16 protein-coding genes are annotated in these 20359 nt (G+C 64.8%); 4 read left to right on the top strand and 12 right to left on the bottom strand.

All coding sequences use genetic code 11. The annotated features are described in order from the left end of the window. Positions 1 to 18 precede the first annotated feature (18 nt). The gene (locus tag AC3WMU_RS22895) at positions 19 to 1680 is read left to right on the top strand and encodes a Na/Pi cotransporter family protein (RefSeq protein ID WP_006225071.1); all 1662 of its coding nucleotides are present in this window, start codon (positions 19 to 21) and stop codon (positions 1678 to 1680) included. Between the two features lie 221 nt (positions 1681 to 1901). On the opposite strand, the gene AC3WMU_RS22890 is transcribed toward AC3WMU_RS22895, so the two are convergent. The 3 genes from AC3WMU_RS22890 to polA form a co-directional block, all read right to left on the bottom strand. Then, positions 1902 to 2690: a dienelactone hydrolase family protein gene (locus AC3WMU_RS22890; RefSeq protein ID WP_006225072.1), complete on the bottom strand. Its 789-nt coding sequence runs from the start codon at positions 2688 to 2690 to the stop codon at positions 1902 to 1904. A gap of 56 nt (positions 2691 to 2746) precedes the next feature. Continuing rightward, entirely contained in the window at positions 2747 to 3583 is an 837-nt protein-coding gene (locus tag AC3WMU_RS22885; protein WP_035213206.1) for a ZIP family metal transporter, read from the bottom strand. Between the two features lie 114 nt (positions 3584 to 3697). After that, entirely contained in the window at positions 3698 to 6415 is a 2718-nt protein-coding gene (polA, locus tag AC3WMU_RS22880; RefSeq protein ID WP_280025344.1) for a DNA polymerase I, read from the bottom strand. Here polA and AC3WMU_RS22875 point away from each other — a divergent pair. Beyond that, positions 6414 to 7106 (top strand): LOG family protein, encoded by a 693-nt coding sequence (locus AC3WMU_RS22875; RefSeq protein ID WP_446678354.1) that lies wholly within the window; start codon positions 6414 to 6416, stop codon positions 7104 to 7106. The genes polA and AC3WMU_RS22875 overlap by 2 nt on opposite strands. A 46-nt stretch (positions 7107 to 7152) precedes the next feature. On the opposite strand, the gene AC3WMU_RS22870 is transcribed toward AC3WMU_RS22875, so the two are convergent. Continuing rightward, entirely contained in the window at positions 7153 to 8577 is a 1425-nt protein-coding gene (locus AC3WMU_RS22870; protein WP_315135123.1) for a M20 family metallopeptidase, read from the bottom strand. A 47-nt stretch (positions 8578 to 8624) separates the two neighbouring features. Continuing rightward, a complete protein-coding gene (locus tag AC3WMU_RS22865) occupies positions 8625 to 9608 on the bottom strand; it encodes a Bug family tripartite tricarboxylate transporter substrate binding protein (protein ID WP_280025347.1) in 984 nt (327 codons plus the stop codon). A gap of 122 nt (positions 9609 to 9730) precedes the next feature. On the opposite strand from AC3WMU_RS22865, the gene AC3WMU_RS22860 reads away from it, so the two are divergent. Then, the gene (locus tag AC3WMU_RS22860; RefSeq protein ID WP_006225078.1) at positions 9731 to 10654 is read left to right on the top strand and encodes a LysR family transcriptional regulator; all 924 of its coding nucleotides are present in this window, start codon (positions 9731 to 9733) and stop codon (positions 10652 to 10654) included. An 8-nt stretch (positions 10655 to 10662) separates the two neighbouring features. On the opposite strand, the gene AC3WMU_RS22855 is transcribed toward AC3WMU_RS22860, so the two are convergent. Next, on the bottom strand, positions 10663 to 11526 hold the full coding sequence (locus AC3WMU_RS22855) for a LysR substrate-binding domain-containing protein (RefSeq protein ID WP_006225079.1): 864 nt from the start codon (positions 11524 to 11526) through the stop codon (positions 10663 to 10665). Between the two features lie 106 nt (positions 11527 to 11632). On the opposite strand from AC3WMU_RS22855, the gene AC3WMU_RS22850 reads away from it, so the two are divergent. After that, positions 11633 to 12031, top strand: coding sequence for a tautomerase family protein (locus AC3WMU_RS22850; RefSeq protein WP_006225080.1), 399 nt, complete (start codon positions 11633 to 11635; stop codon positions 12029 to 12031). A 90-nt stretch (positions 12032 to 12121) separates the two neighbouring features. On the opposite strand, the gene typA is transcribed toward AC3WMU_RS22850, so the two are convergent. The 6 genes from typA to rimP all read right to left on the bottom strand — a co-directional run bounded on the left by typA (position 12122) and on the right by rimP (position 20301). Then, on the bottom strand, positions 12122 to 13945 hold the full coding sequence (gene typA, locus AC3WMU_RS22845) for a translational GTPase TypA (RefSeq protein WP_006225081.1): 1824 nt from the start codon (positions 13943 to 13945) through the stop codon (positions 12122 to 12124). Continuing rightward, positions 13942 to 14694: a tRNA pseudouridine(55) synthase TruB gene (gene truB / locus AC3WMU_RS22840; RefSeq protein ID WP_424625700.1), complete on the bottom strand. Its 753-nt coding sequence runs from the start codon at positions 14692 to 14694 to the stop codon at positions 13942 to 13944. The genes typA and truB overlap by 4 nt, the downstream gene beginning before the upstream one ends. Positions 14695 to 14732: 38 nt before the next feature. Beyond that, positions 14733 to 15134 carry a 30S ribosome-binding factor RbfA gene (rbfA, locus tag AC3WMU_RS22835; RefSeq protein WP_006225083.1) on the bottom strand — a complete coding sequence of 134 codons (402 nt, stop codon included), beginning with the start codon at positions 15132 to 15134 and terminating at the stop codon, positions 14733 to 14735. 24 nt (positions 15135 to 15158) lie between these two features. Beyond that, positions 15159 to 18227, bottom strand: a complete 3069-nt coding sequence (gene infB, locus AC3WMU_RS22830) for a translation initiation factor IF-2 (protein WP_006225084.1) — start codon at positions 18225 to 18227, stop codon at positions 15159 to 15161. 95 nt (positions 18228 to 18322) lie between these two features. Beyond that, positions 18323 to 19801, bottom strand: a complete 1479-nt coding sequence (nusA, locus tag AC3WMU_RS22825; protein ID WP_006225085.1) for a transcription termination factor NusA — start codon at positions 19799 to 19801, stop codon at positions 18323 to 18325. Continuing rightward, positions 19798 to 20301 carry a ribosome maturation factor RimP gene (gene rimP, locus AC3WMU_RS22820; RefSeq protein ID WP_006225086.1) on the bottom strand — a complete coding sequence of 168 codons (504 nt, stop codon included), beginning with the start codon at positions 20299 to 20301 and terminating at the stop codon, positions 19798 to 19800. The genes nusA and rimP overlap by 4 nt, the downstream gene beginning before the upstream one ends. Positions 20302 to 20359: the final 58 nt, after the last annotated feature.

The raw sequence follows: 20359 nt of genomic DNA, 5'->3' as shown, positions 1-20359 counted from the left end.
GAACGGGAACACCCCTGGATGTCTGGACTTATTACCCTGCTTGACTTCGCCGGATATGTCGCACTGCTTCTTTGGGGCGTGCACATGGTCCAAACCGGCGTCCAGCGCGCCTTCGGGGCCGCCTTGGGCGCGGCGCTGGGCAAGGCGCTGGGCACCCGCTTGCGCGCCTTTGCCGCCGGCCTGGGCATCACGGCCGCCCTGCAGAGCAGTACCGCCACCGGCCTGATGATCACCGGCTTTGCCGCCGGCGGGGTCGTCGGCCTGGTGCCAGCCCTGGCCGCCATGCTGGGGGCCAACGTCGGCACCACGCTGATCGTCCAGCTGCTGTCCTTCGACCTGACCTCGCTCGCCCCGATCCTGATCCTGGCGGGCGTGTGGATGTTCCGCCGCTATCCGCCCGGCCGCACCCGCGACCTGGGCCGGGTGTTCATCGGCCTGGGGCTGCTGCTGCTGTCGCTGCATCAGCTGGTTGAACTGTTCGAGCCCTTCCAGACCGCCCCCATGCTGGGCATGATCCTGGACGCCCTGGCCACCCAGCCCGTCGCCGCGGTGCTGCTGTCAGCCGCCTTCACCTGGGCCGCGCACTCCAGCGTGGCCGTGGTCGTGCTGGTGATGTCGCTGGCCAGCCACCACATGGTCGCCCCCCACGTGGCCTTTGCGCTGGTGCTGGGCGCCAACCTGGGCACCGCCATCAATCCGATGATCGAAGGCGTGACGGGCGACGACCCCGCCGCCCGCCGCCTGCCGCTGGGCAACCTGCTGACCCGGGTGCTGGGCGTGCTGGCCGGCCTGCTGCTGCTGCCGGTGCTGCAGCCGCTGATGAGCGAAATGGCCAGCGACCCGGCCCGCGCCGTCGCCAACTTCCACACGCTGTTCAACGCGGTGATCGCCCTGGTGTTCCTGCCGCTCTTGACCCCGTACGCCGCGCTGCTGACCCGCTGGCTGCCCAAGCGGGCGGACCCGAACGATCCCTCCCGTCCCCAATATCTTGACGAATGGGCGCACGACGTGCCGGCCGTGGCGCTGGGCAATGCCGCCCGCGAGGCCCTGCGCATGGCCGACATGGTGCAGACGCTGCTGCTTTATGCCCGCGCCGGCTTCAAGCGCGACAACCGCCACCGCATGGTGCAGGCGCGCCAGTTGGACGCCGCACTGGACAAGCTGGAAAACGCCATCACGACGTATCTGGCCACGCTGGACCAGGAAAACATGACGCGCGACGACGTGCAGCGCATGGACGACATCCTGGCCTTTACCAGCAATATCGGCCACGCGGGCGACATCGCCCACCACGGCCTGCTCAGCCACGTGGCCAAGTTGCGCAAGCAGGGCTGGACTTTCTCGCCCGAGCAGCGCGCCAGCCTGGACGACACCCTGGGCCAATTGATCGCCAATGAACGCCAGGCCGCCGCGCTCTTCGTCAACGACGACCTGCGCCAGGCCCGCGCGCTGGCCGGTGAAAAAGCCCGCTTCCGCACGATCGAAACCCAGGCGTCGGACACGCACCTGCAAAAGATCAAGGCTGGCCAGGTGGATGCCGCCGAAGTCGGCGCGCTGTACCTGGACATCCTGCGCGACATGAAGGGGATCAACTCCCACCTGGTGGGCGCCGCGGCCTATCCCTTGCTGGCCCGCCACGGCGAACTGCTTCCCAGCCGCCTACGCGAAGCCGGGAACTAATGACGAGGCAGCGGCACGCCTGACGGAAGGCCGTAGGATGGGTGGAGCGCGGGAGTTCTTAAGCAAGAACCCGAATATCCAGCGCGCGAAACCCATCAAGCGGCGGTGAATTCTTCGCCACGTCAGCGACAACGCATCCGCTGCTTGATGGGTTGCGCGCGCTTGGCGGCTGAGCTTTTGCCGCCGCCAACCCGCGCTCCACCCATCCTACCGTCGCCCTCCTACAGGTACCGCTGGAACCACTCCACCATCCGCTTCCAACCGTCTTTCGCGGCGTCGGGCTTGTAGCTGGCGCGGTAATCGGCCATGAAGGCGTGGTCGGCGTCCGGGTACACCACGAATTCCGACTGCTTGGCGGCGGCGTTGCCGTTGGCCAGCTTGGTCTTCATGGTCTCGATGTCTGCCACCGGGATGCTGGCGTCCTTGGCGCCGTACAGCCCCAGCACCGGGCCATGCAGCTCGTTGACCACGTCATAGGCAAAGCGCTTGATCAGCGGGCCGTGGCCGACGCTGAGCTTGCCGTACCAGGCGACGGCGGCGCGTACGTTGGGGTTGTGCGCGGCGTACATCCACGTCAGGCGCCCGCCCCAGCAAAAGCCCGTCACCGCCACGCGGCGGGCGTCGCCGCCGTGCTGCGCGGCCCAGGCCACGCTGGCATCCAGGTCGGCGAACACCTGCTCGTCCGGCACCTTGCTGACCAGTTCGGCGATGAGCTTGGGGATGTCGGTATAGACCGAGGCATCGCCCTGGCGCTCGTAGAGGTTGGCGGCCACCGCCAGGTAGCCGGCCTTGGCGACCCGGCGGCAGATGTCCTTGATGTGCTCGTGCACGCCGAAGATCTCTTGCACGACCAGCACGATGGGCAGGTCGCGGCGGCCTTCAGGCGCGGCGTAATAGGCGGCGATGGAGCCATCGGCCACGGGTAGTTGGAAATCCCCGTGGACCAGGCCCTGGGTGTCCGTATGGATGACGGTGGGAGCGACGTTGCCGGCGGCGGCGGAAAAACTCATGGAGTACTCCTGTGTAGGGATCAACGACACCGGGCCTCCCGTTTCCGTGCGCGTCCCTAGTGCGTGTGGGAATGCTCCGCATGGGGCGCGCCGCGAGCGGCGTCGGTTCCATGCTCATGCCCGTGCATCAGCGTCGTCACGCTATAGATCAGCGCCACGCCCACACCCACCAGCAGCAATTGCGGGACGGCGTCCGAAAGGGACACCCGTTCGTGCATCTGCGGCATCAGGTCGGCCACCGAGATGTAAAGGAAGCTGCTGGCGGCGATCACCAGCACATAGGGCACCCAGCCCTGCGCCTGCTGAAGCACGAAGTACCCTATTATGCCGCCCACGGCTGAACACAAGCTGGTGAACAGGATCAGCGAAAAGGCACGGCGGCGCGCCAGCCCTGCATTGAGCAGCACGACGAAGTCGCTCAGCTTATGCGGCACTTCGTGCACGATGATCGAGGCGGCCGTCAGCACGCCCAGCAGCGGATCGGTCAGGAACGCGGCCGCCACCAGCACGCCGTCGCACAGGTTGTGCAGTGAACTACCGATCAGGATCAGCACCCCGCCACGCCCCGCTTCGTGGTGGTCGTGGCCCTTGTGGTGATGGTGGCCGTCGCCCTCGTGGTGATGGCTGTGGCGCAGCAAGGCGATCTTCTCCAGCACGAAGAAGCCGATCAACGACGCCAGCATCAGGCCGAACAGCGCATGGGCGTCGCCCACCGCCCCCTCGAAGGCCTCGGGCAGCAAGTGCAACAGCGCCACCGACAGCAGCACGCCCACCGACAGGCTGACCATGTGATGCAGGTATTGGGCAAACACCTTGTAGGCCAGCCAGCTGGCGACAAGGACGGCGATAAGGCCACCGGTGACGGTGGCAAGCAGGACCCAGAGCAGCAACATTTGGGGGACGCAATATAGGCGGGGGAAGCGCAACATTATATTGTTGCAATCCCAAAATCGGAAATGGGCCGCCCGAAGGCGGCCCACCGGTCCTGCGGGCGACCAGACGCGGGCTTAGTGCGCCTGTTCCCAGTTCTTGCCCATGCCCACCTCGGCAACCAGCGGCACGCGCAGCTCGGCCACGCTGCACATCAGGCGCGGCAGCGCTTCCTTGACCAGCTCGATCTCGGCGTCCGGCGCTTCCAGCACCAGTTCATCGTGTACCTGCATGATCATGCGGGTTTGCAGCTTTTCGGCTTCCAGCCAGTCCTGCACGGCCACCATGGCCATCTTGATCAGGTCGGCGGCGGTGCCCTGCATGGGCGCATTGATGGCCGCCCGTTCCGCTCCCTGCCGGCGCGGCCCCGAGGCTCCGCGGATTTCCGGCAGTTGCAGGCGGCGACCGAACACGGTTTCCACGTAGCCCTGCTCGCGCGCCAGCCGGCGGGTGTTTTCCATGTACATCGCCACGCCGGGATAGCGGGCGAAATAGCGGTCGATATACGCCTGCGCCGCATCGCGCGTGATGCCCAGGTTGGACGCCAGGCCGAACACGCCCATGCCGTAGATCAGGCCGAAGTTGATGGCCTTGGCTGCGCGGCGCTGCTCGCTCGACACGTCCGCCAGCGGCACGCCGAACACTTCCGAGGCCGTGGCGCGGTGGATGTCCTCGCCCGCGGCGAACGCGCGCTGCAGGTTGGCGTCATCGGAGACGTGCGCCATGATGCGCAGCTCGATCTGCGAATAGTCGGCCGACAGCAGCAGGCCCTGCTCGGCAATGAAGGCTTCGCGCACGCGGCGGCCGGCCTCGGTGCGCACCGGGATGTTCTGCAGGTTGGGATCGGACGACGCCAGGCGGCCCGTGATCACCGCGGCCTGCGCGTAGCGCGTATGCACGCGCCCCGTGTCCGGGTTGATCATGCGGGGCAGCTTGTCGGTGTAGGTCGACTTCAGCTTGGACAGGCCGCGGTATTCCAGCAGCACCTGCGGCAGCGGGTAGTCCTGCGCCAGCTTGGTCAGCACGTCTTCGTCCGTAGACGGCGCGCCGCCCGCGGTCTTGCGCACCACCGGCAGCTGCATGCGGTCGAACAGGATCTCGCCCAACTGCTTGGGGGAATTCAGGTTGAAAGGCTGGCCGGCCAGTTCATAGGCCTTTTGCTCCAGCCGCAGCATTTCCTGGCCCAGCTTGTGGCTTTGGCGGCCAAGCTCGGCGGCATCCACCTTCACGCCGTTGCGCTCGATCGTGGTCAGCACCGCCGACACCTGGATCTCAAGCTGATAAACGCGGTTCAGCCCTTCGTCGGCCGCCACCATCGGGCGCAGCACCTGATGCAGCTGCAAGGTGAAATCCGCGTCTTCGGCGGCGTAGTGGCCGGCCTTGTCGACAGCCACTTCATCAAAGCCGATCTGCTTGGCGCCCTTGCCGCAGAGGTCCTCGTAAGACACGCCGCTGCGGCCCAGATAGCGCTGGGCCAGGTCGTTCAAGCCCACGCCACGATGGGACTCCAGCACATACGCCTCGAGCATCGTGTCTTCGGCGATGCCTGCCAGCTTGATGCCTTCGTTGGCGAACACATGCGCGTCGTACTTGGCGTGATGCAGCAGCTTGGCGCGCGAGGCGTCTTCAAGCCACGGCTTCAAGCGCGCCAGCACCTCGGCCTTGGGCAATTGCGTCGCGCCGTCGGGGCCGCGATGCGCCACGGGGATGTAGCAGGCCACGCCCGGTTCCACCGCCAGGGACAAGCCGACAAGCTTGGCCTGCATCTGGTCCAGCGACGTGGTTTCAGTGTCCAGCGCCACCAGGGACGCGTTCTGCAGCTTGTCGAACCAGGCGTCGAATTCGGCCCAGTCGGAGATGATGCGGTAGTCCAATTCGGTGGGCGCCGCGGGCACTTCCGCCGCAATGCGCGCATCACCCGTGGGCACGCGCTCGGCGTCGCCCGTCAGGTCGCGCAGCCAGGTACGGAAACCGTAGCGTTCGTACAGTTCGGTCAGCGTGGCCTCGTCGCGTTCACGCGGCGTCAGGTCGTCCACGCTTTCGACGTGGCCGGTCAAGTCGCAGTCGTACTTCACCGTCAGCAACTGGCGCGTCAACGGGAAATTCGGGATGGCTTCGCGCAGGTTGCTGCCGGCCACGCCCTTGATCCCGTCGGCGCCTTCGACCAGTTTGTCGATGGAACCGAACTCCGTCAGCCACTTGACCGCGGTCTTGGGGCCGACTTTGGTCACGCCCGGCACGTTGTCCACCGTGTCGCCCACCAGCATCAGGTAGTCGACGATGCGGTCGGGCGGCACGCCAAACTTGTTGATCACGCCGGGCTCGTCCAGCACTTCGCCGGTCATGGTGTTGACGAGCGTGACGTGGCTGTTGACCAGTTGCGCCAGGTCCTTGTCGCCGGTGGAGACGATGGTGTGCACGTCGTGCTCGGCCGCGCGCTTGGCAAGCGTGCCGATCACATCGTCCGCTTCCACGCCCTCGATGGCCAGCACCGGCCAACCCAGCGCACGCACCGCGCGATGGATGGGTTCGATCTGCGCGGCCAGGTCCTCCGGCATGGGAGGACGATGCGACTTGTACTCGGGATACAAATCGTCCCGGAAGGTCTTGCCGCGTGCATCGAAAATACATGCGGCATACTCTGCCTTGTGGTCAGATACAAGCTTGCGCAACATGTTCACCACGCCGTAGAGCGCACCCGTAGGTTCGCCTTGCGCATTGCGCAAATCAGGCATAGCGTGGAAAGCGCGGTACAAGTAACTTGAACCGTCGACCAGTAATAAGGTTTTTTTCATGGTTACAAAGGCAGATATGGCAATAACTGCGGAAACACCCGCCAACAAACAAATTCCGCTGATTATGTCAGAGATACGGACGGCGGCAGACAAGCTCGCAAACATCGGGCCCGCAGTCAGCGTCTTCGGCAGTGCACGAGTCAGTCGCAATTCCCCCCACTACGAAACCACCGTCGCCATCTCGGCCGCCCTCGCCGGCGCCGGATTCGCGGTCATCGCCGGGGGCGGCCCCGGCATCATGGAGGCAGCCAACAAAGGCGCATTCGAGGCGGGCGGCACCAGCATCGGGCTGAACATCAGCCTGCCGCACGAAGCGCACAACAATGAATACCAGACCATCAGCCTGTCGTTCGAATATTTCTTTTCGCGCAAGGCCACGTTCTTCATGCACAGCTTCGCCTACGTGGCGATGCCTGGCGGCTTCGGCACCCTTGATGAGCTCTTCGAAGCGTTGACGCTGATCCAGACGGGCAAGGTCCCGCCCGCGCCCATCGTCCTGGTGGGCAGCGAATATTGGTCGGGCCTGGTCGAATGGCTGGGCGGCCAGGTGCTGGCCAATGGCATGATCGGCGCACACGACCTGGACCTCTTCATCATCGAAGACGATCCCGTCAAGGTGGTGCGCCGGGTGGTCGAGTTCCACGAAAAGGTCAACTCGGACGCGCAATACGCACCGTCCCTGCCGGCCTGAACGTTCTTCGCCACCCCCATGAAAAATGCCCCCGAGGGGGCATTTTTCACTTCCGCATGAACGCCGGCACGACCTCGGCCGGGATGGGACACACGTATGGCTGGCCACGGCGCGCGTCCAGCAGTTCTTCCTTGGCCCGGGCCAGCGCCTCGGGCTGCGTGTACAGATCGGCGGCGGTGGCCGCAATGATCTTGGCCGCGTGCACCATGCCCTTGTGCGCCATGGACAGCTTGCCCTGCGCCACCATCTGCCAGGAATGGAAAGGCGTGCCGTAGGCGTAGCAGGCGCCCCAGCACTGCGCCGTGGGCGTCACCCAGCTGACATCGCCGACGTCCGTGGAACCGTAGGTGATCTCGGTCTTGGCGGGATCAAACGGCGCCACGCCGGAGAACAGCGGTGTGGGATTGCGCAGCACCGCACCCAGGTTCTTGCCCGCGTTGTCGATGTCGTCTTCCGTGATGGAATCCCACATGCGGCGCGCGGTCTGCTCTTCGCCGGGCGTGTAGGCGGGCCCTTGCAGCGCCTGCATGTTGGCGTACATCACCTCGTTGAGCACGCGGTTCGGCATGTAGTTCGAACACGCCTTGTCGAACACGATGTCCAGCTCGCAACCCGTCATCAACGCCGCGCCACGCGCCACGTTCTTCACGCGTTCATACAGCTCGGACGCTTGCGAATTGACCGGCGCGCGCACCAGGTACAGGACTTCGGCACGGGCCTGCACCACGTTCGGCGAAATGCCGCCGCTATTGGTCACGGCGTAATGCACGCGCGCATCCGGCACCATGTGTTCGCGCAGATAGTTCACGCCCACATTCATCAGTTCCACCGCGTCCAGTGCGCTGCGGCCCAGATGCGGCGAATTCGCGGCATGCGCGGCAATCCCGCGGAAGCGGAAATAGGCCTGGATATTGGCCAGCGACGACTGGTGGAATATCCCCGTATGCGAGGCCGGGTGCCAGGTCAGGGCTGCATCGACGTCGTCGAACAGGCCCGCGCGCGCCATGAAGGTCTTGCCCGATCCGCCCTCTTCGGCCGGACAGCCGTAGAAGCGGATCGTGCCCGGCAACTGGTTGGCTTCCAGGAATTCCTTGACCGCCACCGCGGCAAAATGCGCGGCCGTGCCCAGCAGGTGATGGCCGCAACCGTGGCCGTTGCCGTTGGGCGTCTCGGGCGACGGCTGGCAGGCGAATGCGCCGCTTTCCTGGCTCAGGCCGGACAGCGCGTCGTACTCGCCCAGAATGCCGATGACGGGGCCGCCCTGGCCCGCTTCGGCCACGAACGCGGTTGGGATGCCGGCGGCGTCCCGCGTAATGCGAAAGCCCGCCTCCTCCAGCATCGCGATGTGCAGCTCGGCCGATTTGTGCTCGGCGTAACGCAGTTCGGCCAGGCTCCAGATGCGGTCGCTCAGGTCGGCGTAACGGTCGCTGCGCGCGTCGATGAACGGCGCAAGTTTGTCGATGGCACCCATTGCTTCTCCAGTGAAAGGGCTGATCCTGTCTCTTTGAAAAAAGCCTGTCATTCGTCGAGCTTGATCCCGGCAGTTTCAATGATTTTCCGGTTCACGGCCAGCGTCTGCGAGATGCGCTGCGCGAACGCGTCCGGCGTGCCGCTGTCCGGCTGCGCGCCCAGCGACGCCAGCCGTTGCACCAGCGCGGGATCGGCCAGCGCACGGCTCACGGCCTGGTTCAACGTCTGCACCACGGCGTCCGGCGTACCGGTGGGCGCAACCAGGCCGAACCAGGTCTGGCCCAGCGCATTCAACTGCGGGTAGCCCAATTCCGCCAGCGTCGGCAATTCCGGCATGCCCGCCAACCGGCCAGGCGCCGACACCGCGATGGCACGCAACTTGCCCGCCTTGATCAGTGATTGCGCCGACGCATACTGGTCCTGCTGCACCTGCACCTCGCCCCCGACGGCGGCGGTCAGCGCCGGCCCCATGCCGCGGTACGGCACATGCAGCACGTCGACCTTCAGGTCCGCGTTCATCGCGGCCAGGTTCAGATGGCCCAGCGAACCGACGCCGGGCGACCCGAAGGAATACTTGCCGGGGTGCGCACGCAGCTCAGCCAGGAACTGCGGAAAATCCTGGGCGGGAAAGGCCGGGTTGACCATCCACACCACCGGCACCGTCGCCACCGAGGCCACGGGCGCCAGTTGCCGCGCAGGGTCCACCCGCTGCGTGCCATAAAGCAAGGGGTTGACGGCCATGGTGCTGACCGTCGCCATGCCCAGGGTGTAGCCATCCGGTTCGGCGCGCGCCACGGCCTCGGTGCCGATCAGCCCGCCCGCCCCGGCGCGATTCTCCACGACCACGCTCTGGCCCAATTCCTTGCGCAGGCCGTCGGCCACGGCACGCGCCAGCACGTCCGTGGATCCGCCGGGCGCGAACGGCACGATCAGCCGCACCGGCTGCGAGGGATACGCGCCCTGGGCGGTGGCCAAGACAGGCGCGCTGAGGGCAACAGCGCAAAGTACGGCATGCAGCAGACGGGACTTCATGAACCAGCTACTCCTAGGGACGCAAGCGAAGAACGGAATCGCTGCATTGTGGCCAGGGCATATCCTTATTTCAAATACATTAATGCGTTGATATATTCATATTTTGAATATCTATACGAGTCATGGACGTCGCGCCCGCCACCCTGCTTTCCCGCCTGCTTGCCAAGGGCCGGCTGCGCCATCTGCAACTGCTGGCCAGCATCGCTGACCTGGGCAGCATCCAGCAGGCCGCCAACCACATCGGCTTGAGCCAGCCTGCCGCCACCCATGCCCTGGCCGACATCGAAGACCTGCTGGGCGTGCGCCTGTTCGAACGCCACGCCCGCGGCATGCGCACCACCCGCAGCGGTCAGTTGATGGCGGAGTGTGCGCGAGGCATGCTGACGACCCTGCGCGCCTCCACCGACTCGGTAGCCGCGTTGCGCGAGGGGGCCGCTGGCAGCCTGCGCCTGGGGGCGATTCCGGCTGCCAGCGGCGGCCTGCTGGCCGAGCGCCTGCCCGCGTTCATGACGGCGCATCCTGACCTGCATGTGGAAGTGGTGGAAGGCAGCCGGGAACAACTGCTGCCGCTTGCCGCCAGCGGCAGCCTCGACATGCTGTTGTGCCGACGGCCGGATGCCGTGCCGGCCGGACTGGAGTTCGTTCCCCTGCAGCAGGATGCCGCGGTGATCGTCGCCACGGCCGGGCACCCCTTGCTGTCGCCCGGATCCGTTCCCACGTTGGAACAGGTCGCGGCGCAGCTATGGATCGAGCCCCGCCCCGAACTGGCCATCCATGCCGTGTTCACGGCGTTCTTCGAGCGTGCGGGAGTCGTCCCCCGCCGTTGCCGGCTGGCCAGCGCCGCGCCGCCCATGCCCTTGCTGATCGCCGTCATGCACGCGCAGCAGGCCCTGGCGATGGTGCCGCTGACGCTGGCCAACTGGTATGTGCAGCACGGCCATTTTCAGCGCGTGGCGATCGAATCGCCGGGCTCGTTCGCGCCCATCGGCGCCATTGTCCGCGCGCTAGGCCCAGGCCGCGATTTCCTGGAGTGGCTGCGCCGCTGACGCGGGAATCAGCTCATCGTCTTGATGATGGCCTCGCGCGCCAGTCCCATGAATTCGCTTTCGCCAGCCCGGGCGGGCAACAGCCTGAATTCCACGGCCGGCAAGGCCGGCAGTCCGGGAGCGTGCAGGCGCGCAATGCCCGGCGCCAGCGCGGATTCGTTCAGGCAGGCGACGCCCAGGCCGGCCGAAATGGCCAGCTGCAAACCTGCCACGCCAGAGGCCACGTGCGCCACCGCATAGGGCACGCCCCGGCGCGACAACAGCCGTTCGACGTACTGGCGCAAGGCGCACGTCTCCGGCAACACCAGCAGCGGCAAGAACTCGCCCGCTTGTGGGCCCGCCCCTTCCGCAGCCATCCATAGCAACGGTTCGCGGCGCAACAAGGCGCCCTGCGCCCGCGCCCGCGGCGCGCCACGCTCCTGGATCGACATCGATATGCCGACGTCGATCTCGCCCCGCTCATAGGCGGCCTCGATGGCGCCGCTTTTCATGATCGTGACGTGCAGGCGCACCTGCGGATACTGCTCGTTCAGGCGCCGCAGCATCCGCGCCACGTCGCCGGGACGGAAATAGTCCGTGATGCACAGGCGCAATTCGCCCCGCAACGCCACGCCTCGCAAATCGCGATAGGCCTCGTCGCTCAGCGCCAGGATGGCGCGCGCATGCGCCAACAGGCGTTCGCCGGCGGGCGTCGCCGCCACGCCCGCCTTGCCCCGCACCAGCAAAGGCTGCCCCGCGCGGTCTTCCAGCTTGCGCATCTGCTCACTGACGGACGATTGGGACAGGAACACCTTCGGCGCCGCCGCCGTCAGGCTGCCGGAATCCAGCACGGCGACCAGCGTGCGCAACTGGTCCAGATCAAATCCCGACATGGCTCATCCAACGGAATACACGATGGATAAAATCGTAAATTCCCGCTTTTCCGATGTCAACAGGGTTCCTACACTGGCTTCACACCTACCCAATCAGGAGCCTATCATGCCTCACATCGTCGTCCATCTCTCCGGCCAATCCGATCCCGCCGTGAACCGTCGCGTCGTGGATTCCGTGGCCGCCCTGACCCAGTCCGTACTGGGCAAGAAGCTGCCCGTGATCGCCATTACGCTGCAGCACATCCCGCATGACCTGTGGTTCATCGGCGGCCGCCCGTTGTCCGAGCTGGGCAAGAACGCCTTTCACCTGGACATCAGCGTCACCGACGAGACCAATACCAAGGCCGAGAAGGCGCGCTTCATCAAAGAGATCTATGCGTCGTTCCAGGAGATCCTGGGCGAACTGCACGAATGCTCTTATGTGCACGTGATCGATGCGCGCGCGGCGGCCTACGGCTACGGCGGCGCAACACAGGAATACCGGCATCAGCAAAACGGCGTCTAGGCGGCCGGCAATGAAAAAGCCGCACACCCGAAGGTGTGCGGCTTTTTCGCGTACTACCGAAACGCGAAGGGGGCTTGCCCCCCGCTCCGCTTAGACGGCTGCGTCGCGCGCAGCGCGCTTGCGTTCGTTTTCCAGCAGGTAGCGCTTGCGCAGACGGATCGACTTCGGCGTGATTTCCACGAGTTCGTCGTCGTCGATGAATTCCACGGCGTATTCCAGCGACATCTGGATCGGCGGAACCAGGCGCACGGCTTCGTCGGTGCCCGAGGCGCGCACGTTGGTCAGCTGCTTGCCCTTGATCGGGTTCACGACCAAGTCGTTGTCGCGGCTGTGGATACCGATGATCATGCCTTCGTACAGCGCATCGCCCGGGCTCACGAACATGCGGCCGCGATCCTGCAGCTTCCACAGGGCGTAGGCCACGGCGTCGCCGTTGTCCTGGCTGATCAGCACGCCGTTGCGGCGCTCACCGATCGAACCTTCCTTGACCGGAGCGTATTCATGGAAGATGTGGCTCATCAAGCCCGTGCCGCGCGTCAGCGTCAGGAACTCGTTCTGGAAGCCGATCAGGCCACGGGCCGGGATCAGGTATTCCAGGCGGGTGCGGCCACGGCCGTCCGGCTGCATGTCCTGCAGGTCGCCCTTGCGGCGGCCCAGTTCTTCCATCACGCCGCCCTGGTGGGCGTCTTCGACGTCAACCGTCAGCGATTCGAACGGCTCGCACTTCACGCCGTCGATGTCCTTGAACACCACGCGCGGGCGCGACACGGCCAGCTCGTAGCCTTCGCGGCGCATCGTTTCCAGCAGAATCGTCAGGTGCAGTTCACCGCGGCCCGACACTTCGAACACCGTATCGTCGCCCGTGTCACGCACACGCAGCGCCACGTTGGACTTCAGTTCGCGGTCCAGGCGATCGCGCACTTGGCGGCTGGTCACGAACTTGCCTTCGCGGCCGGCCAGCGGCGACGTGTTCACCATGAAGTTCATGGTCAGCGTCGGTTCGTCGATGCGCAGCATCGGCAGGGCTTCCTGCGTGGCCGCGTCGGTGACGGTGCAGCCGATACCCAGTTCTTCGATACCGTTGATCAGCACGATGTCGCCGGCTTCGGCTTCATCCACCACGATGCGTTCCAGGCCATGGAACTTCAGCACCTGGTTGATGCGGCCGCGGCCGCCCTGGCCTTCCGGACCGAACTTGTACGCCACTTCCATGCCGGGGCGCATACGGCCACGGTTGATGCGGCCCACGCCGATCTTGCCGACGTAGCTGTTGTAGTCCAGCGAGATGATCTGCATCTGCAGCGGACCGTTGGGGTCGTCGTCGCGCTGCGGCACGTGCTGCAGGATGGCTTCGAACAGGGGGCGCATGTTGCCTTCGCGCACGTCCGGCGTCAGGCCGGCGTAGCCCGACAGACCCGAGGCGTACACCACCGGGAAGTCCAGCTGCTCTTCGGTCGCGCCCAGCTTGTCGAACAGGTCGAACGTGGCGTTGATGACGAAGTCGGTACGGGCGCCCGGACGGTCCACCTTGTTGACCACGACGATCGGCTTCAGGCCCAGGGCCAGCGCCTTGCGGGTCACGAAAATGGTCTGCGGCATCGGGCCTTCAACGGCGTCCACCAGCAGCAGCACGCCGTCAACCATGGACAGCACGCGTTCGACTTCGCCACCGAAGTCCGCGTGTCCCGGGGTGTCGACGATGTTGATGTGCGTGCCTTCGTATTCAACGGCACAGTTCTTGGCCAGAATCGTAATGCCGCGTTCTTTTTCCAGATCGTTCGAGTCCATGACCCGTTCGGTCAGCGCCTGGTTTTCGCGGAAGGTGCCGGATTGGCGCAGCAGCTGGTCGACCAGGGTTGTTTTACCGTGGTCCACGTGGGCGATGATGGCGACGTTGCGCAAGGCGCGAGTCATAGCGAGTCCTTTAAGGTCAGGGTGGAGGGCAGCAAGCCCTCCGGCAATTCGTTCAGTGCAAGCAATGCCTGCTTGGGGTCTGGCATGGCCTGCAAGGCTTCCAGCTCAACGGCGCGTTCCAGAGAAAATGGCCCGACATGCGTGCGCCGCAGCGCCGTCAGGTGGGCGTAACAGCCCAGCACGCGCCCGATGTCCTGGGCCAGTGTCCGGATGTATGTGCCTTTACTGCAAGCCACATCGATCTCTGCCTGCGTCCCCGACAGGGACAGCAGCTCGATGCGGTGAATCGTGATCTGGCGCGGCGCGCGTTCCAGCTCGATGCCGGCGCGCGCGTACTCGTACAACGGCTTGCCGTCGCGCTTGAGCGCGGAGTACATCGGCGGAATCTGCTCGATCGTGCCCGAGAAACGTGACAGCGCGTCGCGCAGTGCCTGTTCCTCTACGACAAACCCCCGTTCGGCGGTCGACACGACATTGCCGGTCAGGTCGCCAGAATCGGTTTCACTGCCAAATTGCAGCGTAGCGCGATATGCCTTGTCGGCGTTAAGCATCGCGCCGGAAATCTTGGTTGCGCGTCCCATGCAGCACACCAGCAAGCCGGTGGCAAAGGGGTCCAGCGTGCCCGTATGGCCGGCTTTCGCCGCGTCCATGGCACGCTTGGCGCGTTGTAAAGCGTGGTTGCTCGACAAACCTACGGGTTTGTCGAGCAACAGCACACCGTCGAGCGCAAGCCCGCGTCGTTTAGCCATCGTCGGAATCCGTGTTTAGAGCAGTGACGACAGCCCGATCAGGACTGGTCTTCAGGTTCGTCGGGCACGCCCGAGTGCGGGCCGGGCCGGTTTGCGCGGTCGATCAGGATCGACATTTCGATACCACGGGCAATCTGCTCGTCGTGGAAGAAACGCAAAGTGGGGACAGTGTGAATGTGCAGCAGCTTGTAGAGCTGCGAGTGCAGCCAACCGGCTTTCTCGTTCAGCAAGGCGGTGGCGGCTTCGGGCTCGGCGCCCAAAACCGTGAACCACACCTTGGCATGCGCGTAGTCGGTCGACAGTTCCACACCAGAGAGCGTGATCAGTCCCGCGCGAGTCATGTCGATCTCGCGCTGGATGATCCCGGCCAGATCCTTCTGGATCTGGTCGGCCAACCGCAAATTGCGGCCGGGGATGGCTTTGGACTTGTGACGGCTCATTAGCAATAATGCCTCGCGGACGCTTTACAGCGTACGCGCGATTTCCTTGATTTCAAAGACTTCCAGCTGGTCGCCCACCTGGATGTCGTTGTTGCCGCGCAGCGTAAGACCGCAATCGAAGCCCGACTTGACTTCCTTGACGTCGTCCTTGAAGCGGCGCAGCGATTCCAGATGCCCCGTCCAGTGAACCACGTTGTTGCGCAGCAGGCGTACCTGGGAGTCGCGACGCACGATGCCATCAAGCACCATACAACCCGCGATGTTGCCGAGACGCGAGATGCTGTAGACCTCGCGGATCTCGACCAGGCCGATGATTTCTTCTTTCTTCTCGGGCGCCAGCATGCCCGACATGGCTGCCTTCACTTCATCCACGGCGTCATAGATGATGTTGTAGTAGCGCACGTCGATGCCATTGTTCTCGGCCAGCTTCTTGGCGCTTGCTTCCGCACGCACGTTGAAGCCGATAACGACCGCGTTCGAGGCGATGGCCAGGTTGATGTCGGTTTCCGAGATGCCGCCCACGGCCGCGTGCACCACTTGCACACGGACTTCGTCGGTCGACAGCTTGACCAGCGACTGCACCAGCGCTTCCTGCGAACCCTGCACGTCGGTCTTGACGATAAGCGTGAGCGTTTGCGTGCCCTCGCCCAGGTTGTCGAACATCGATTCCAGCTTGGCGGCCTGTTGGCGGGCCAGCTTGACGTCGCGGAACTTGCCTTGGCGGAACAGCGCGATTTCGCGCGCCTTGCGCTCGTCGGACAGCGCCATCAGCTCGTCGCCGGCGGCAGGCACTTCGGTCAGGCCCTGGATTTCCACCGGGATCGACGGGCCGGCCGATTGGATCGGCTTGCCGTTCTCGTCCAGCATGGCGCGGACGCGGCCGAAGCTTGCGCCGGCCAGCACCACGTCGCCGCGCTTGAGCGTACCGCTCTGCACCAGGATCGTCGCGACCGGGCCACGGCCCTTGTCCAGACGGGCTTCGATGACCAGGCCCTTTGCGGCGGCTTCGACCGGTGCCTTCAATTCCAGCACTTCGGCTTGCAGCAGCACGTTTTCGAGCAGATCGTCGATGCCTTCGCCGGTCTTGGCGGACACGCCCACGAACGGCACGTCGCCACCGTATTCTTCCGGCACGACCTGTTCGGCAACCAGTTCCTGCTTGACGCGTTCCGGGTTGGCCGACGGCTTGTCGATCTTCGTCACGGCCACGACCATGGGCACGCCCGCAGCCTTGGCATGGTGGATGGCTTCACGCGTTTGCGGCATCACGCCGTCGTCGGAAGCGACCACCAGGATCACGATGTCGGTCGCCTTGGCGCCGCGGGCACGCATGGCGGTGAACGCCTCGTGGCCCGGGGTGTCAAGGAAGGTCACCATGCCGCGCTCGGTCTGAACGTGGTAGGCGCCGATGTGCTGCGTAATGCCGCCGGCTTCGCCCGCGGCAACCTTGGCGCGGCGGATGTAGTCCAGCAGCGAGGTCTTGCCGTGGTCGACGTGGCCCATGACGGTCACGACCGGTGCGCGCGGCAGTTGCTCGGCTTCGGAAACCGTGGCGGTTTCGTCCAGGAACGCTTCCGGGTCATCCAGCTTGGCGGCGATCGCCACGTGGCCCAGTTCCTCGACCACGATCATGGCCGTTTCCTGGTCCAGCACCTGGTTGATGGTGACCATCTGGCCCAGCTTCATCAATTGCTTGATGACCTCGGCGGCCTTGACGGACATCTTGTGGGCCAGGTCGGCCACGCTGATGGTTTCCGGCACGTGGACTTCACGTGCGATGAATTCTGCGGGTGCCGGCTCGTTGCGACGGTCGTTCTGCTGGTTGCGGCCACCACGGCCGCCGCCCTTGCCACCACCCTTGCCGCCTGCGCGCCAGCCATCACGGCTGGCCGGGGCTGCCGGCTTGTCAGCGGGCTTCTTGCGCGATGCGTCATCCGACCAGGTCGAAGCGACTTCGGCGGTCTTGATGGTCTTCTTCGCGCCGGGAGCGGCGGGCTTGGCGTCCTTCTTGGCGCCAGGCGTGGCGCCCGGCTTGCCGGCCGGCTTGTGCAGCGTGCCCGAAATCGGCGCAGCCGCGGGAGCGGCAGGCGCCTCCGGTTCGGGAGCGCGCAACACCTTGCGGGGACGGTTCAGCATTTCACGCAGCGCGGCGGCTTCGGCCTCGGCGGCACGGCGGGCCTCATCGCGGCCTGCCGACGTGGCGGAGGCAGCAAGCGGCGGGCCGGCGCGGCGGTTGTCGGCACGGTTGCCTACCCGGGCAGCAGGAGCTGCGGGCGTAGGCGCGGCCGGCGCGGGCGCGGCGGATTTGACGGGTTCGGACTTCGCAGCAGGCTGAGCCTGGGCGACAGGCGCGTTGGCCTGGGAGGAAGATGTTTCTGACTTATTAGCTAGCACAACGGGTTCCGGCTTGGCTTCTTCAGCCAGGGGCTCGGTGGATTCAGTCTTAACTTCGGGCTTGGCCTCTTCGGCCACGGGCTCGGCAGGAGCAGGCGCCGGCGTCGGTTCGGGTTCAGGCTGGGCCTGGACTTCGGGGGCTTGCGCCTCGACGGGGGCGGGCACTTCGGCCGCGACGGATTCAACAGGCGCGGGCGCTTCAACCGGCGCGGGCGCTTCTACAGCAACGGGCTCTTCCGCCTGGACGGGGGCCGGGGCCTCCGCCTGGACGGGAGTGGCCTCGCGGGGCTCGACCACGGCAGGAGCCTCGGGTGCAGCCGGCGCGGACACCTGCTGCTCGTCTTCGACGGAGGCTTCATCTTCGGCACGCGCGGACGCGGCCTGTTCCAGGGCGATTTCGGAGGGATCACGCTTGACGAACACGCGCTTCTTGCGCACTTCGACCTGAATCGTGCGCGAACGGCCGGTGGCGTCAGCCTGCCGGATTTCGGACGTTTGGCGGCGCGTCAGGGTGATCTTCTTGCCTTCGGTCGCGCCATGGGCGCGACGCAGCGATTCGAGCAATTTCGCCTTGTCGCTGTCGGTGACGGAATCGTCAACCGATTTGAGGTCAACGCCAGCCGAGCGCAGCTGATCCAGCAGCACATTGGCAGGCATTTTCAGCTCGGTAGCGAACTGGGCGACGGTGTTACTCGACATTAGGCTCTCTCTTCCCTATATGCAGCTATTACAAACAACGTGAACTTGCGGTGGATGAAACCAGCACTACACACCGCAGACCCGTGTCCTTTTGGTTATTCTTCGTCGAACCAATGGGCGCGGGCACGCATGATGAGGTCGCTGGCTTCCTGCTCGGTCAAGCCGGCGATTTCCGCCAGTTCGTCCGTTGCCAGTTCGGCCAGATCATCACGCGTATGCACTTGACGCTCGGCCAGCTTGCCAGCCAGTTCTTGCGTCATGCCTTCGAGTTCAAGCAAATCCTGTGCGGTCTCAAGGCGCTCTTCCTGGGCAATTGCCTCAGTCAGCAGCGCATTGCGGGCACGGGCGCGCAATTCATTGATGGTGTCTTCGTCAAACGCTTCGATTTCCAGCAGTTCTTGCATGGGCACGTAAGCGATTTCCTCGATACCGGTGAAACCTTCGTCGATCAGGATGTCGGCAACTTCTTCGTCGACGTCCAGCTTGCTCATGAACGTGGCGCGCAGACCCGACCGCTCGACTTCCTGGCGGTTCAGGCTTTCTTCCGGCGTCATGATGTTGATCTGCCAGCCAGTCAGTTCGGACGCCAGGCGCACGTTCTGACCCTTGGCGCCGATGGCCTTGGGCAGGTTTTCTTCGTCGACGACAACGTCCATCGCATGCTTGTCTTCATCAACGACGATCGATTCGACGTTGGCCGGCGCCAGGGCGCCAATGACAAACTGCGCGGGGTCTTCCGACCACAGCACGATATCGACCTGCTCGCCGCCCAGCTCGTTGCGAACCGCGGTCACACGCGAACCGCGCATGCCCACACACGTGCCGATGGGGTCGATACGCTTATCGTAAGCCACCACGGCGATCTTCGCACGCACGCCGGCATCGCGGGCAGCTGCCTTGATCTCCAGCAGGCCCTGTTCGATTTCCGGAACTTCGTTCTCGAACAGCTGGCGGATGAACTCGGGCGAGGTGCGCGACAGGATCACTTGCTGGCCACGCGCGGCGTGGTCAACACGCAACACGAAAGCGCGGACGCGGTCGGCAACCCGGAGGTTTTCCTTCGGGATCATTTCGGAACGCGGCAGGCGTGCTTCGATCTTGCCCGTTTCGACAATGGCGTCGCCCTTGTCCATGCGCTTGATCGTACCGGACACGATGGTTTCGCCACGGTCCAGGAAGTCGTTCAGCACCTGTTCGCGTTCGGCGTCACGGATCTTTTGCAGAATGGCCTGCTTGGCCGCCTGCGCGCCGATACGGCCGAATTCGATGGGCTCGAGCGGCTCTTCGATGTATTCGCCTTCCTGGATGCCAGGGACGATTTCCACTGCATCCGACAGCATTTCCTGCTTGTCGGGTTCTTGCAGCCCGGCTTCGTCCGGCACCACCAGCCAGCGGCGGAAGCCTTCGTGATCGCCGGTTTCCCTATCGATGGCGACACGAATGTCCGCATCATCCTTGAAGCGCTTTTTCATGGCCGAGGCCAGCGCACTTTCCAGTGCACCGAACACGACGTCGCGCGTGACGTTCTTTTCACGCGCCAAGGCATCGACCAACAGAAGAATTTCGCGACTCATCGCTTTTTGCCCTTGAAATCCAGAACGGGATCCAGTTTTGCACGTTCGATGTCATCGACCGTGAAATTCAAAACCTGGACTTCGTTCTTTTTTGCCTCAAATTCGAGACCGAACACGGTCTTGTGCATGCCAGCAGCGGCGTCGGAGGCGGCGGCGTCGTCTTCGGGCACGGTCAACGTGCCGGAGAAGACCTTACGTCCGTCTAATGCCTCGCGCAGCTTGATTTCGATGCGCTCGCCAGCGAAACGGCGGAACTCGTTCTCGTTGCGCAACGGGCGGTCAATGCCCGGCGAGCCGACTTCCAGCCGCTTGTAGTCGATGTTCTCGACTTCAAACACCCGCGACAATTGGCGAGACACCTGCTCACAGTCTTCGATGCGCACACCGCCGACCCGATCGATCGTCACGCGCAAAAGGCCCAGGGCGGCACGCTCGACGTCCACGAGTTCGACGTCCATGCCGGCCAAAGCCTCTTCGGTCAATGCGAATAAATCAGCCATATACTCAAAAAAAATGGGCTGCACGCCCAGCCCACCGATATTGCGCAGAGCCCAGCCG

The organism is Achromobacter sp. FW305-C-13, assembly GCF_058783475.1.
Note: the sequence above shows the minus strand (reverse complement) of the source record. Positions and strands in the feature narration are given on the sequence as shown.